Origin of the sequence: Caulobacter sp. ErkDOM-E, assembly GCF_048541895.1 — a bacterium.
GTDB lineage: Bacteria > Pseudomonadota > Alphaproteobacteria > Caulobacterales > Caulobacteraceae > Caulobacter.
This window is the reverse complement of the sequence record NZ_CP183331.1, coordinates 2,836,147-2,851,482: the sequence shown is the minus strand read 5'-3', so window position 1 is coordinate 2,851,482 and position 15,336 is coordinate 2,836,147. Positions and strand designations below refer to the sequence as shown.

The window sequence follows — 15,336 nt, the reverse complement described above, 5'->3', positions numbered from 1 at the left end:
GAGTCTGCCGGGTGGATTCTGCCTGCGACGAATTGGCCTCCAAAACACATCGTTAACCATGGTCGCGCATGAGTACGGGGGTAGATTCCAAGGAACCGCGCGCGTGGCCAAAAAACCCCCCAAGGAAGCTCCCGCCCCCGAAGGCGAAGAGGGCGCTGTCGAGGGCGAAGCACCAGCCAAGAAGAAGCCGCCGATCGTTCTGATCGCGGCCGCTGCTGGCGTGCTCGTACTGGGCGGTGGCGGCGCTGCAGCCTTCTTCCTGATGAAACCCAAGCCGCCAGAAGCCCATGGTGAAAAGGGCGCTGAAGAGCACGGCAAGGAAAAGAAGGAAAAAAAGGAAAAGAAGGACGACAAGAAAAAGGAAGGCGACCACGGCGCCGCCGCTGGCGCCGAGGGCGCGGCCGGCGTGCCGGTGATCAAGGAAGGGCCCGACGGGATCGTCTTCTACACCCTGCCTGACATCGTCGTGAACATGCAGACCGCCGACGGCAAGTCGACCTTCCTGAAGCTGAAGCTGACCTTCGAGCTGCCCGACGAGGAAGCGGCCGAGGTTCTGACGCCGAATCTGCCCAGGCTGCAGGACATGTTCCAGACCTTCCTGCGCGAGCTGCGTCCGGAAGACCTGAACGGTAGCCAGGGCACCTACCAACTCCGCGTCGAGTTGCTGCGTCGGGTCAATCTCGTCGCCGCGCCGTCAAAGGTGAACGCCGTCCTGATCGAGGAGATGCTGATCAACTAGCTCCCTAGGGAGCTGGCTGGGCAAACCAACATGGCGGACGAACTCGACGATCAGGCCGCGATGGCCCAATGGGCTTCGCAGAACCCTCCGGGCGGGGCCGAGGGCGGCGGGGCTGCGAGCGAATTCGGCGATTTCAGCGGCGGCATGGGCGGTGGCGGCTGGGACGACGGCGGCGGCGACATGGCGGGGTCCGAGCGGATCCTGAACCAGGACGAGATCGACAGCCTGCTAGGCTTTGACCTGTCGGGTGACGGCAACGACGACCGCACCGGCATTCGTGCGATCATCAACTCGGCGCTGGTCAGCTACGAGCGCCTGCCGATGCTCGAAATCGTCTTCGACCGCCTGGTGCGGTTGATGACCACCAGCCTGCGCAATTTCACCAGCGACAACGTCGAGGTCAGCCTCGACAACATCAGCTCGATTCGTTTCGGCGACTATCTGAACTCGATCCCGCTGCCGGCCATCCTGGCGGTGTTCCGGGCCGAGGAACTGGACAACTACGGCCTGCTGACGGTCGATTCCAACCTGATCTACTCGATCGTTGACGTGCTGCTGGGCGGCCGTCGCGGCACGGCGGCCATGCGCATCGAAGGTCGCCCCTACACCACCATCGAGCGGGTGCTGGTGCAGCGGATGATCGAAGTGGTCCTGCACGACCTGAAGGCCGCGTTCGAACCGCTGCATCCGGTCTCGTTCTCGCTGGATCGTCTGGAGACCAACCCGCGCTTCGCCGCCATCGCCCGGCCCGCCAACGCCGCGATCCTGGTCAAGCTTCGCATCGACATGGAAGACCGCGGCGGCCGTATCGAACTGCTGCTGCCCTATGCGACGCTGGAGCCCATCCGCAAGATGCTGCTGCAGCAGTTCATGGGCGAGAAGTTCGGCCGCGACAACATCTGGGAAGGCCACTTGGCCACCGAGCTCTGGACCACCCAGATGGAGGTCCGCGCCGTTCTCGACGAGCAGCAGTTGCCGCTGTCAAAGGTGCTGAACCTCCAGGTCGGCGACACCATGATGCTGAACGCCACGCCTGACAGTCTGGTCGAGCTGCGCGCCGGGGCGATCCCGCTGACGCGCGGTCGCATGGGACGTCGCAATCACTCCATCGCCATCCGCGCCGAGGCGCCGCTGTCGCCTGCGGCCAAGAAAGCGGTTCAAAAGCTGAAATGAGCCTCGTCGCCGTCGCCATGAATGGTTTGCTCGCGGTGCTGCTGATTGTGGCCCTGGGCTTTGGCTGGCGCCTTGAGCGTCGCCTCAAGGCCCTGCGCGACAGCCATGTCGGCTTTGCCAAGGCCGTGGCCGACCTGGATCAAGCCGCCGCTCGCGCCGAGCAGGGCCTGGCTGATCTGCGCGCCGCCACCGACGAGGCTTCCGAAGCCCTGGCCGATCGCATCGAGCGCGCCACAGTCCTCGCCGCCAAGCTCGACGAGCGCCTCAATCGACCAATGGTGACCCCGCCTCCCGCCGCCGCCTCGGCCCCTGTGGCTGCGCGCGTGGAGGCCTCCGAGCCGAAGGCGGATCGCCGCCTCAAGGCCGAGGATTTCGAGCGCCTGCTGGATCGCGAAGCCAAGGCCAGTCGGCCAATCGAGTCTTCCGCGCGCGCCAACCTCGACCCGCGACCCAGTGTCGCCAAGGAAACCCCGCGTTCACGAGCGCGGGTTGATGATGACCTCTTCGAGGGCCCGGTCGATCCGCCGCGTCCCGGACCCAGTTTCAGAGCCCGGTGATGAAGAACATTCCTCGTATTCTCCCGCTCGTCGGCGTCGCCGTTGGCGGCGTTCTGGCCGTTAACGCCCTGGCCGGCGCCAAGTCGCTGCCGGACATGCTCGGTGGCGCCAAGGCCTTTGCTGAGGGTGTGGTCAAACCGGACGCCAAGGCCGAACACGGCGAAGAGGCAAAGTCGGCCGAGTCTGCTGGTCATGACGCCGCCGCCTCGGCGGCCTCGTCGGTTCCGCCCCGCGTTTGCGCCCCTTCGGTGACCGATCTGGCCCGAGAGGCCGGTCTGTCGCCCGCTGAACTGCGCATCCTGCAAAGCCTGGGCGCGCGTCGCGGCCAACTGGACCAGCGCGAGCAGGACATTGACGTGCAACTGCAATTGCTGGCCGCCGCCGAGGCCAAGCTGGACGCCAAGGTCAAGGCGCTGAACGGCCTCAAGGGCGATATCCAGGGGCTTCTCGGCCAGGCTGACAGCCAGAAGTCGGCCGAGGTCGACCGCATGGTCACCGTATTCTCGAGCATGAAGCCCAAGGACGCCGCCGCGCGGATGACGATCCTGGAAGATTCGGTTCGTCTGCCGATCGCCGCCAAGATGAAGGAGCGCACGCTCAGCCTGATCCTGGCGAACATGACCCCGGTCGACGCCAAGGCTCTGACGGAGCGTCTGGCCAACCGCTTCGCCAACGACGTGATCAACAAGGGCAAGGCCGCGATTGCCGAGAACGGAGCGCCTGCGGCCGACGCGAACGCCCAGGGCAAGCAGGCGTCCGCCGCGCCGCTGGCGGGCGCCGCTGCGCCCAAGAAGGCCGGTTAGGCGTTCCATGAGCCTTCGCGCGATCCTGCGGTCCAGCGTCGCGGCGGTTTGCATCGCCAGCGTGGCGGCGCCGTCGGTCAACGCCGCCGGTCCGGTCGCCGCGTCGCGTGGCGCCCTCGACGTGCGCGTCGCTCAGGCGGCCCAGTTCAGCCGTCTGGAGTTCCATTGGGCCGGCGGCGCCCGCATGACGTCAAAGCGCGACGGTCAGGTCCTGACCCTGCGCTTCAATCGCGACGCCAATCCCGACATGTCGACCCTGCGGCTGAATCCGCCGCGCTGGGTGAAATCCGCCGAGGCCCGTCATACGGGCGGGGTGCTGGAAATTATCGTCACCCTGGCCGACGACGCTGAGGCCCGCGTCGGCAATGCGGACGGCGCCGACTTCGTCAATATCTTTGCCCGTGCGGGCGCCATGGCCGACGTCGCCCACTCGCCGGCGCACGTCGCCCCGGTCGGCCGTCCCAATCCCATGCCGCCGGGCGGCGTGGTCAAGGCGGGATACGAAAAGGTCGATGGCCAGGTGCGGCTGGCCTTCAACTGGGCCGCGCCGTCCGGCGCCGCCGTGTTCCGTCGCGGCGAGGCGGTCTGGGTGGTGTTTGATACCCCCGCTCGCCTGGACATCTCAAAGATTCCGGGCTCCAGCGCCCATTATTCCAGGATCCAGGTCTTCAAAGGCGCCGACTACAGCGCCCTGCGCATCGTCACGCCGGTCGGCACGCCCTATTACGCCGAGGGGCAGGGTGGTCAGTGGTCGATCAGCCTGGGCGCCGGTTCGCAGGCTACGCCCGACTCCATCCGCGTGGCCCGGGATGAGACCGTCACACCCGCTACCCTGACTGCGGCCCTGGCCGGCGTCACCAAGGCCGTCTGGGTCAATGATCCCGCCGTTGGCGACCGCCTTCTTGTCGCGCCGGCCTTGGCGCCGTCCAAGGGCCTGCCGTCGCGCCGTGAATATGTCGAGATGGCGCTGCTGCCCTCCGCCCAGGGTCTGGCCGCGGAAACCTATGCCAGTGACCTGATGGTCTCGATCGATGGCGACCTGTTACGCATCGGTCGGCCCAAGGGGCTGGTGCTCTCGCCGCTGTCTGCCGCCAAGGCTCCGGAAGAGGCCGCCGCCGGCGCCCCGCAACCGATGGCCATGCCGGCGCTGATCGATCTCGACAACTGGCCCAAGACCGGGTCGGGCGGGTTCCTGGCGCGCTATAATGCGCTGCAGGGCGCCATCTCCGCAGCGGGGGAGGGTGAAGACAAGAGCGGCGACATCGGCGCCCGCATGGCTTTGGCGCGGTTCCTGGTCGGCTCCGGGATGTCCTATGAGGCCATAGGGGTTCTCAACGCCGCAGCCCGCAAGCACCAGACGCTGATGGGCGACGCCGAGTTCCGTGGTCTGCGCGGCGTGGCGCGGGTGATGGCCAATCGTTTGGCCGAAGCCGAAACTGATTTTGCGTCGCCCGTCCTGGCTGACGACGCTTCAAGTGCGCAGTGGCGTGGCTATATCGCCGCCCAGCAGGGCGAGTGGGTCGACGCGCGCCAGAAATTCGCCACCGGCGGCCGGGCGCTCGACCTTTTTCCGGCGCTCTGGCGCGCGCGCTTCCAGCATGCCCAGGCCAAGGCAGCGCTGGGGACCGGCGATCTTGTTGGCGCCGCGCGCCTGGTCGCTGACGCTTTGAGCCAGCCCAAGATCCCTGTTGAGGACCAGCTTGATATTCGTCTGACCCAGGCGCGCATCTTTGAGGCCAAAGGCGAGAAGAGCCGCGCCCTGCGCATGTTCCAGGCCATCGCCAAGGCGCCGATAGATCGCATCGCCGCGCCCGCCATGCTGCATGCGACCCAGATCCGGCTTGCCAAGGGCCAGATCGACGCGGCGGCCGCAGCCAGCGAGCTCAATCAGCTTCGCTTCCGCTGGCGCGGCGACGGCGTCGAACTGGAGACCATTCGCGGTCTGGGCAAGCTGTTCATCGACCAGGGCCGCTATCGCGAGGCGCTGGAGGTTCTGCACTCGGCCGGGAACAACCAGCCCGATCACCCGGAGGCGATCGGGCTGCGCAGGGACCTCAATGGTGCGTTCCGGGCGCTGTTCCTCGACGGCCTAGCCGACGGCATGCAGCCGATCCAGGCCGTCGGCCTGTTCTATGATTTCCAGGACCTGACCCCGCTGGGCGCTGACGGCGACCAGATGGTGCGCAATCTCGTGCGCCGCCTGGTGGATGTCGACCTGCTGGATGAAGCCGGCAAGTTGCTGAAATATCAGGTCGACAACCGTCTCGACGGTGTGCCCAAGGCCCAGGTGGCGACGGACCTGGCCTGGATCTATCTGATGAACAAGCAGCCCGAGAGCGCGCTGCAGGCCATCAACGAGAGCCGCACCACGATCCTGCCGCCGGCCTTGAACGCCGAGCGTCGCCTGGCCACGGCGCGGGCCTATATGGGCCTTGGCCGCTATGACGTGGCGCTTGAACTGGTCGAGAACGACAACAGCCGTGATTCCCAGGATATCCGCGCCGAGATCGCCTGGAAGCAGCGCACCTGGCCAGCCGCCGCCAGCCTGTATGAAAAGTCGCTGGGCGACCGGTGGAAGGGTCCGGGGGCTCTGGCCGCAGGTGAGGAAGCCCGACTGTTGCGCGCAGGGGTGGCCTATAGCCTGGCCGACGACGATGTATCACTTGGCCGTCTGCGTCAGCGCTATTCCGGCTTTGTCGAGGGCGCGCGCAATCCCGAGGGGCTGCGTGTCGCCCTGTCGGGCATGAACGTCGAATCGCTGTCGAGCGCTGACTTTGGTCGCGTGACGGCCGACAACGAGGCGTTCGGCGGATGGGTGGCCAAGATGAAAGACCGCTTCCGGGCGGCCCGCCCTGCCGGATCGCCCGCGCGGGGCTAGCCCGCAAGGAAATTTCGCCGGATCTCCGAAATCGCCGCCACTCCGCAACCCGCGTGCCCAACGCGCCGCTGAGCGCGCGACAATCATCCCGTAAAACGCGATTGGTCTTATGGCGAGCTTCGCGCGTTTGGCCTAGTTAGAGCGCCGCCCGACTTCCCGGGCGGAACGTCGGTGACAGCGGCTTGCCAAGCTTGAGCAAGCGTGTCATGACAACGTTGTCATAGGGTGGAAGATCTAGTGAATATGACCAACGACGGCGAAAATGGCCGTGATGTTCTGGTGCTGCTTGGCGGCGCTGGGGATCTGGCGCTGCGCATGCTGCTGCCTTCGCTCTATTTCCTGGAGGTCGACCGCCTTCTGTCGCACGATCTGAGGATCGTCGCCGTCGCGCGTGGCGAGGGAGATGGTGCGAGCTACAAGGCGCTGGTTCGCGAGCAACTGGGCAAGCGCGCCACCGTCGAGGAAGCCGCCTGGAACCGCCTGGCGGCCCGCCTGGACTACCTTTCCGTCGACATGACCAAGGATGAGGGGGCGGCCAAGCTGGCCGAGCGCGTCGGCGAGCACGGCTCGCTGGTGGTGTATTTCGCCCTGTCGCCCAGCCTCTACGGCCCGGTCTGCAATGCGCTCCAATCCGCAGGCCTAACGGGTCCGAAGTCCCGTCTGGTCCTCGAAAAGCCTATCGGCCGCGACCTGGAAAGCTCGCGCAAGACCAACGCTGCGGTCGGCGCCGTGGTCGGCGAAGAGCAGATCTTCCGCATCGATCACTACTTGGGCAAGGAAACGGTCCAGAACCTGACGGCCCTGCGCTTTGCCAACGTGCTGTTCGAGCCGCTCTGGGATCGCAACACGATCGACCACGTCCAGATCACCATCGCCGAGACTGAAAAGGTCGGTGATCGCTGGCCCTATTATGACGAATACGGCGCGCTGCGGGACATGGTGCAGAACCACATGCTGCAGCTCCTCTGCCTAGTCGCCATGGAGGCGCCCTCAGGTTTCGATCCGGACGCCATGCGTGACGAGAAGGTCAAGGTTCTTCGCAGCCTGCGGCCCTTCAACAAGGACACTGTGGCCCATGACACGGTGCGTGGTCAGTATGTGGCCGGCGTCGTCGAAGGCGGCGCGCGCGAGGGCTATCTGCAGGAGGTCGGCAAGGCCACCAAGACCGAGACCTTCGTGGCGATGAAGGTGGCGATCGACAACTGGCGCTGGGACGGCGTGCCGTTCTTCCTGCGCACTGGCAAGAACCTGCCCGACCGCCGCACCCAGATCGTCGTGCAGTTCAAGGCGCTGCCGCACAACATCTTCGGTCAGGCGACGGATGGGGACCTTTTCTCCAACCGCCTGGTCATCGATCTGCAGCCCGACGAGAATATCGTCCTGACCCTGATGAACAAGCGTCCGGGGCTGTCGGAAGAGGGCATGCGTCTGCAATCACTGCCGCTGTCGCTGTCGTTCAGCCAGAGCGGCGGCCGTCGCCGGATCGCTTACGAAAAGCTGTTCCTCGATGTTTTCCGCGGCGACCGCACCCTTTTCGTACGGCGTGACGAGGTTGAGCAGGCCTGGAAGTTCATCGACGGCGTCTCGGCCGCCTGGGCCGCGGCCAATATCGAGCCCGCGCCCTATGCGGCGGGCACCTGGGGACCGCACTCCTCAGCGGGCCTGATTTCGCCCGGCGGCCGAGCCTGGAAGGCCTGATCATGAACCAGCCCCAGATCGAAACCTTCAACACGCGTGAAGACCTCTACGACGCCGCCGCCTCGGTGCTGGCGTCGACCCTGACCATCGCCGTCGCCAAGCGTGGCCAGGCCGGCTTCGCGGCGACGGGCGGCACCACGCCGGCGCCCGTGTACGACCGCCTGGCGACCATGATCGCGCCCTGGGACAAGATCGTGGTGACGCTGAGCGACGACCGCTTCGTGCCGCCGTCTCACGCGGGCAGCAACGAAGGTCTGGTCCGCCGCCATCTGCTGGTCGGCGAAGCGGCCAAGGCCCAGTTCGCCCCGCTCTATTTCGCGGGCGTCAGCCAGGAAGACTCCGCCTTGAAGGCCGAGGCCGGCGTCGCCGCCGCTATGCCGTTCGGGGCGGTGCTGCTCGGCGTCGGGGCCGATGGCCACTTCGCCTCGCTCTTTCCGGGCTCGCCCATGCTGGCTCAGGGGCTGGATCCCGCGTCGGAACGTCTGGTCGTGGCCGCGCCCGCGGGCTCGCCTGCGCCCGATATTCCTCGCCTCAGCCTGACCTTTGCGGCTCTGACCCGCGCCGATCTGATTGTGTTGCTGGTGACTGGCGAGGCCAAGCGCGCCCTGCTGGCAGGGCCCATCGATCCGGCCCTGCCGGTCGCGTCCATCCTCAAACAGGACCGCGCCAGGGTCCGCATCCTGTGGGCGGAGTAGTCGTCATGAGCCTCAATCCCGTCATCGCCAAGGTCACCGCTCGGATCGTCGAGCGCAGCCGCGATAGCCGCGCCGCCTATCTGGCCAATATGGAAGCGGCGATCGCCAATCAGCCGGGGCGGGCCAAGCTGTCCTGCGCCAACTGGGCCCATGCCTTCGCCGCCTCGCCGGGCGTCGACAAGGTACGGGCGCTGGATCCCAACGCGCCCAATATCGGCATTGTCTCGGCCTATAACGACATGCTGTCGGCCCACCAGCCGCTGGAAGAGTATCCGGCGCTGATCAAGGTCGCCGCGCGTGAGGTCGGGGCTACCGCTCAGTTCGCCGGCGGTGTGCCGGCCATGTGCGATGGCGTCACCCAGGGCCGCCCGGGCATGGAGCTGTCGCTGTTCTCGCGCGACGTCATCGCCATGGCCACGGCCATCGCCCTGACCCACGACGCTTTCGACAGCGCGCTGTATCTGGGTGTGTGCGACAAGATCGTACCGGGCCTGGTGATCGGGGCCCTGACGTTCAGCCATCTGCCGGCGCTGTTCGTGCCGGCAGGCCCGATGACCTCGGGCCTGCCCAACACCGAGAAGGCCCGCATTCGCGCCCTCTATGCCGAGGGCAAGGTCGGCCGCGCCGAGCTGCTCGAGGCCGAGAGCGCAAGCTACCACGGCCCCGGCACCTGCACCTTCTACGGCACGGCCAACACCAACCAGATGCTGATGGAGCTAATGGGCTTCCATCTGCCTGGTTCGGCCTTCGTGCATCCCAACACCCCGCTGCGCGAGGCCCTGGTCAAGGAAGCCGCACGCCGCGCCGCCGCTGTCACCAACAAGGGCAATGAGTTCATCCCGGTCGGCCGCATGATCGACGAGAAGTCGGTCGTCAACGGCGTGGTTGGCCTGATGGCCACCGGTGGTTCGACCAATCTGGCCCTGCACCTGGTCGCCATGGCCCATGCTGCCGGCGTGATCCTGACGCTGGAAGACCTGGACGAGATCTCCAAGGCCACGCCGCTGCTTGCCCGCGTCTATCCCAACGGCTCGGCGGACGTGAACCACTTCCAGGCCGCAGGCGGCATGGCCTTGGTGATCCGCGAACTCCTGAAGGCCGGGCTCGCTCACGAAGACGTCCTGACCATCGCGGGCCCAGGCCTGTCGCGTTACACCCAGGAGCCGGCCCTCGAAGATGGCCAGCTGGTGTGGCGCGATGGCGCGGCGGAGTCGCTGGACACCGCCATCGTGCGTCCGGTTTCCGACGCCTTCAGTCCCGAGGGCGGCCTGCGCATGCTGGGCGGCAATATCGGTCGCGGGGTGATGAAGATCTCGGCCGTGAAACCCGAGCATCACACCATCACCGCCCCGGCGGCGGTGTTTCAGGAACAGGAAGACTTCATCGCCGCCTTCAAGCGCGGTGAACTGGACCGCGACGTCGTGGTGGTGATGCGCTTCCAGGGCCCGGCCGCCAACGGCATGCCGGAGCTGCACAATCTGTCGCCGTCGATCTCTGTGCTGCTCGACCGCGGCTTCAAGGTGGCGCTCGTCACCGACGGCCGCATGTCGGGCGCTTCGGGCAAGACCCCAGCGGCGATCCACGTCACGCCGGAAGCCGCCAAGGGCGGTATGCTGGCCTATGTTCAGGACGGCGACGTGATCACGGTCGACGCTGCGAATGGCGAACTGAAAGTGCTGGTGGACGAGGCGATCTTGCTCGCTCGGACTCCAGCAAATGTCCCGGCGTCCAAGCCGGGCTTTGGGCGGGAATTGTTCGGCTGGATGCGTGCGGGGGTCGGCCCTGCCGACCACGGCGCCTCCGTGCTGTTTGCTTGAGGAAGCAGTCTAGATGAACGGCTTGAAGGATGGCGGGCTTGGCCTGGTCGGCGACATCGGCGGAACCAACGCGCGTTTCGCCCTGGTGGAATTCGATGGGCCTGATCCCCGCCTGATCGAACCGACTGCCTATAAGGGCGCGGACTACGCCACGGCCGAAGAGGCCATCGAGGACTATCTGCACAAGGTCGGGGTGAAGCATCCCGATCAGGCCGTGGTCGCCGTGGCGGGTCCCATCGAGCACGGCACGGTCCATATGACCAATCTGGACTGGCGGATCTCGGAAGACAGTCTGCGCCGGGCAGGCGGCTTCCGAAAAGCGACCCTGATCAACGACTTCACGGCCCAGGCCCTGGCCGCGCCGCGCCTGTCGCCCAAGGACCTGCGCCAGATCGGTAGCCTGCCGACGTCCGGTGAAGGGGATCTGGCGATCCTTGGTCCTGGAACAGGATTTGGCGTCGCCGGCATGGCCCGCCGCCATGGGGTCGATACGCCCCTGACGACGGAAGGTGGCCACATCGCCTTCGCGCCGACCGACGAGATTGAAATCGAGATCCTGCGCGCCCTGACCAAGCAGTTCGGCCGGGTGTCGATCGAGCGCATCCTGTCTGGCCCCGGCATGGAGGACCTGCACACGATCCTGGCTGCCGCCGAGGGCCGCAAGGTCGAGTCTCTGCCGGCCAAGCAGATCAGCGAGCGGGCTCTGGACGGTTGCGCCGACAGTCTGGCGACCGTGAACCGGTTCTGCGCCATTCTCGGTTCGACGGCGGGGGACCTGGCCCTGGCCCTGGGGGCCCGAGGCGGCGTGTTCATCGCCGGTGGCATCGGCGCCAAGATTGTCGAATTGCTGGAGACTGGCCCGTTCCGCGCCCGCTTCGAGGCCAAGGGCCGGTTTGTCGACTACATGAAAGCCATACCGACCCATGTGGTCATGCATCCCTATACCGCCTTGATCGGAGCAGCCGTGGCCCTGACGCCGGAAGGATACGCCTCAATCTCCTAGCCCAAGGCTGCCCTTACGCGCGCGCAGGGGCTCGCCATGACAAGGCTGTCATGGCTTATTGCCTGACAAGCCGAATGAATCGGCGAGCGTGGCAGCCGAAAGTGGGCTCCGGTTTCGGCGTCTGCCACGCTCAAAGCATGATTTGGAGCCCCAAAAGGCTCTAGCGCGAGGGGCGGAATTGAGCTCGAAGATCACTATCCATGATGTCGCCCGACAGTCGGGCGTCTCGATCAAGACTGTCTCGCGCGTCCTCAATCGCGAGCCCAACGTCAAGGCTGACACCCGCGATCGGGTGCAGGCGGCGGTGGCGGCGCTGCACTATCGCCCCAATATTTCGGCCCGCAGCCTGGCGGGATCGAAGGCCTATCTGATTGGCGTCTTCTTCGACAACCCCAGCCCCGGCTACATCACCGATGTCCAGCTGGGCGCCATCGCGCGGTGCCGGGAGGAGGGCTATCACCTCATTGTCGAGCCGCTCGATTCCACGGCCGACAATGTCGAGGACCAGGTCGCGCCAATGTTGGCGACCCTGCGGATGGATGGCGTCATCCTCACGGCGCCGGTCTGTGACCATCCTGTCGTGCTGGCGGCGCTGGAGCGGGAGCAGGTGCCGTATGTGCGCATCTCGCCCGGCAGCGACCTGGATCGTTCAGCCCGGGTCGGCATGGACGACCGGCTGGCCGCCTATGAGATGACCAAGCACCTGATCGAACTGGGTCACCGCGACATTGGCTTCATCATCGGCCACCCCGATCACGGCGCTTCGCATCTGCGCCATCAGGGCTTCATGGAGGCGATGGCCGACAGCGGCCTGACGGTTCGGCCTGAGCGGGTGGAGCAGGGCTACTTCTCGTTCCGCTCCGGCTTTGAGGCGGCAGAACGGTTGCTGACCGGCGGCGACCGGCCCACGGCCGTGTTCGCCAGCAATGACGACATGGCGCTGGGCGTCATGGCCGTCGCCAACCGACTGCGGCTGAATGTGCCCGAAACCCTGTCCGTGGCCGGGTTCGACGACACACCGGGCGCCAAGGTCGTTTGGCCGCAGCTGACCACCGTCCGTCAACCGATCGCCGCGATGGCGGGGGCGGCGGCCGACATGCTGCTGAACGGGGTGTCGTGGGACGAAGGGGAGCTTCCGCCCTCGAAGCTGCTGGATTTCGAACTGGTGGTCCGTGAATCCACAGGTCCTGTGGCGGTCTAGTCTCTGCTGGACGCCGGGAGGATATATCACAGTTGACAGCGCTGTCTGATTGCGCTGTCATGGCTCCAACCAAGAACGTCGCTTTCAAGCGGTGTCCGGAGGAGACGTTGATCTCGCCACATATTTCGCCGGACCGCGCTTGTTCGCTGGTCGTCGCCTCGCGTCAGGGCCTCTAGGCGCGTGCTTCTCGACGCGGCGCACCTGCGCGCTGCGTCGAGCCTTTTCTTCATGCCGGCCAGTTTGCGCCGGCTCCGCGCCACCACGGGAAGTTTCATGTTCGCTCGTCGCCGCTCCGCCCACGCCTCGGTTCTCGCTCTTCTGATCGCCGGAAGCCTCGGCGGCGTGGGGATCGCCCAGACGCCGTCGGCCTTGGCGCATCCGGAACTCTGGCCCAAGGCGGCGAGCCCCAAGTCGATCACCGACGCCAGGACCGAGGCCTTCATCACCGACCTGATGTCGCGCATGAGCCTTGAAGAAAAGGTGGGGCAGACCATCATGGCCGACGGCTCCGCGATCACGCCGGACGAGCTACGGAAGTACCCGCTGGGTTCGGTCGAGGCCGGCGGAAACACCGCGCCGGGCGGAGATGACCGCGCCGCGCCGGCAAAATGGGTGGACTGGATCAAGGCCTATCGCGCCGTGGCGCTGGAGAAGCGCGACGGTCACACAGCGATCCCGATCATCTTCGGCATTGACGCTGTGCATGGTCACAACAACATCGTCGGCGCGACGGTATTCCCGCACAATGTTGGCCTGGGGGCCGCGCGCGACCCGGACCTGATCCGCCGGATCGGTGAGGTCACCGCCGCCGAGGTCGCCGCGACCGGCGCCGACTGGACGTTCGGCCCCACTGTGGCCGTGCCGCGCGACGAGCGCTGGGGGCGAGCCTATGAGGGCTATGCCGAGGACCCAGAGGTGGTGAAGGCCTATGCGGGGCCCATGACCCTGGGCCTGCAGGGTGTTCTTAAATCCGGGCAAGCCCTTGCCACGAACCATGTTGTCGGGTCGGCCAAGCACTTCGTTGGCGATGGCGGCACCGAGGGCGGCAAGGACCAGGGCGACGCTCTGATCTCCGAGCAGGACCTGATCCGATTGCACGCCCAGGGCTATCCGCCCGCCATCGACGCCGGGATCCTGACCGTCATGGTCTCGTTCTCGAGCTGGAACGGGGTCAAGCACACCGGCAACAAGAGCCTGCAGACGGGCGTCCTCAAGGAGCGCATGGGCTTCGAAGGCTTCATCGTCGGCGACTGGAACGCCCACGGCCAGGTCGATGGCTGCACCAACACCAACTGTCCGCAGGCCTATATCGCCGGCATGGACATGGTCATGGCGCCCGACAGCTGGAAGGGCCTGTTCGACAACACCCTGGCCCAGGTGAGGGACGGCACGATCCCGATGGCTCGCATCGACGACGCCGTGCGCCGCGTGCTGCGGGTCAAGGTCAAGGCGGGCCTGTTCGACGGCAAGCGCCCCCTGGAAGGCAAGTTCGAACTGCTGGGTGCGCCCGAGCATAGGGCTGTGGCGCGAGAAGCTGTTCGCAAGTCACTGGTGCTGCTGAAGAATCAGGGCGTGCTGCCGATCAAGAGTTCGGCCAGGGTGCTGGTCGCCGGCGACGGCGCCGACGACATCGGCAAACAGGCCGGCGGCTGGACCCTGACCTGGCAGGGCACGGGCAACAAGAACAGCGACTTCCCAGGCGGCCAGTCCATCTATGCCGGTATAGCCGACGCGGTGAAGGCGAGCGGTGGACAGGCTGAACTGGCCCGCGACGGTGTCTTCAAGACCCGTCCCGATGTGGCGGTGGTGGTGTTTGGCGAGAACCCCTATGCCGAGTTCCAGGGCGATGTGACCAATCTGGAATATCAGCCAGGCGACAAGACGGACCTGGCCCTGATCAAGTCGCTCAAGGCCCAGGGTATCCCCGTGGTCGCTGTGTTCCTGACCGGTCGTCCGCTCTGGACCAATCCCGAGATCAATGCTTCGGACGCCTTCGTCGCTGCCTGGCTTCCGGGCAGCGAGGGTGGCGGGGTCGCGGATGTCCTGATCGGCGACAAGGCCGGCAAGCCGCGCCATGACTTCAAGGGCAAGCTGTCCTTCTCCTGGCCCAAGCGCGCCAACCAGGTTCCGCTCAATCGCGGTGATGCCGGTTATGATCCGCAGTTCGCCTATGGCTACGGCCTGAGCTACGCCAAGCCGGGCAAGGTCGCGACCTTGTCGGAAGATCCCGGCGTGGTGTCGGCGGCCATCAATGTCGACCGCTATTTCATTGCCGGCCGCGCGCCAGCCCCCTGGACCCTGAACATCGGCGGAGCGCTGGCGGTCCGGCCGATCGACGCCGGCGCCCAGGAGAATGCGCGCCTCGCCGAATGGAGCGGAGAGGGCAATGGCGCGCTCCAGGTCATGGGCCAACCCGTGGACCTGTCCCGCCAGACCACTGGCGACATGGCTGTGTCGATCCGCTACCGGGTCGATGTCGCGCCGGAGAAACCGGTTTCCCTGGCGATCGCCTGTGGCGAATCCTGCGGCGCGGCGCTAGACGTAACGTCAACTTTCTCCAGCGGGAAAATTGGCGAATGGCGTACGGCCAAGATCAAACTTTCCTGTTTCAAGGCCAAGGGCGCGGACATGGAGCATGTTTCCTCCCCGTTTGCCTTGTCGACGACGGGACGGTTCGCTCTGGCCTTCACCGAAATCCGGCTGGCCTCCAACGAGGGCGACGCCGTCTGCCCCTGACCCCAGCACCCCATGCTTTCCTAGAAGGAGCGGCCG

Annotated in this window: 11 protein-coding genes; all 11 read left to right on the top strand. The window is 66.2% G+C overall.

What is annotated here, in order from left to right; genetic code table 11:
- Nucleotides 1–103: 103 nt before the first annotated feature.
- The 11 genes from fliL to ACN2C7_RS13975 all read left to right on the top strand — a co-directional run bounded on the left by fliL (nt 104) and on the right by ACN2C7_RS13975 (nt 15,300).
- Complete coding sequence (gene fliL / locus ACN2C7_RS14025; RefSeq protein WP_419317585.1) at nt 104–739, top strand: flagellar basal body-associated protein FliL; 636 nt, start codon at nt 104–106, stop codon at nt 737–739.
- A 30-nt stretch (nt 740–769) separates the two neighbouring features.
- Nucleotides 770–1,912 carry a flagellar motor switch protein FliM gene (gene fliM, locus ACN2C7_RS14020; protein WP_419317584.1) on the top strand — a complete coding sequence of 381 codons (1,143 nt, stop codon included), beginning with the start codon at nt 770–772 and terminating at the stop codon, nt 1,910–1,912.
- Entirely contained in the window at nt 1,909–2,469 is a 561-nt protein-coding gene (locus tag ACN2C7_RS14015) for a DUF6468 domain-containing protein (protein WP_419317583.1), read from the top strand. The genes fliM and ACN2C7_RS14015 overlap by 4 nt, the downstream gene beginning before the upstream one ends.
- Nucleotides 2,469–3,272: a MotE family protein gene (locus tag ACN2C7_RS14010; protein WP_419317582.1), complete on the top strand. Its 804-nt coding sequence runs from the start codon at nt 2,469–2,471 to the stop codon at nt 3,270–3,272. Before ACN2C7_RS14015 ends, ACN2C7_RS14010 begins: the two co-directional genes overlap by 1 nt.
- A 7-nt stretch (nt 3,273–3,279) precedes the next feature.
- Entirely contained in the window at nt 3,280–6,150 is a 2,871-nt protein-coding gene (locus ACN2C7_RS14005; RefSeq protein WP_419317581.1) for an endoglucanase, read from the top strand.
- A gap of 243 nt (nt 6,151–6,393) precedes the next feature.
- A complete protein-coding gene (gene zwf / locus ACN2C7_RS14000) occupies nt 6,394–7,848 on the top strand; it encodes a glucose-6-phosphate dehydrogenase (protein ID WP_419317580.1) in 1,455 nt (484 codons plus the stop codon).
- Nucleotides 7,849–7,850: 2 nt separating this feature from the next.
- The gene (gene pgl / locus ACN2C7_RS13995; protein ID WP_419317579.1) at nt 7,851–8,543 is read left to right on the top strand and encodes a 6-phosphogluconolactonase; all 693 of its coding nucleotides are present in this window, start codon (nt 7,851–7,853) and stop codon (nt 8,541–8,543) included.
- Between the two features lie 5 nt (nt 8,544–8,548).
- Nucleotides 8,549–10,360, top strand: a complete 1,812-nt coding sequence (edd, locus tag ACN2C7_RS13990; RefSeq protein WP_419317578.1) for a phosphogluconate dehydratase — start codon at nt 8,549–8,551, stop codon at nt 10,358–10,360.
- A 13-nt stretch (nt 10,361–10,373) separates the two neighbouring features.
- Nucleotides 10,374–11,363, top strand: a complete 990-nt coding sequence (glk, locus tag ACN2C7_RS13985) for a glucokinase (RefSeq protein ID WP_419317577.1) — start codon at nt 10,374–10,376, stop codon at nt 11,361–11,363.
- Nucleotides 11,364–11,541: 178 nt separating this feature from the next.
- Nucleotides 11,542–12,564 carry a LacI family DNA-binding transcriptional regulator gene (locus ACN2C7_RS13980; RefSeq protein ID WP_419317576.1) on the top strand — a complete coding sequence of 341 codons (1,023 nt, stop codon included), beginning with the start codon at nt 11,542–11,544 and terminating at the stop codon, nt 12,562–12,564.
- Between the two features lie 273 nt (nt 12,565–12,837).
- On the top strand, nt 12,838–15,300 hold the full coding sequence (locus ACN2C7_RS13975; protein ID WP_419317575.1) for a glycoside hydrolase family 3 protein: 2,463 nt from the start codon (nt 12,838–12,840) through the stop codon (nt 15,298–15,300).
- The last annotated feature ends 36 nt before the right edge of the window (nt 15,301–15,336 follow it).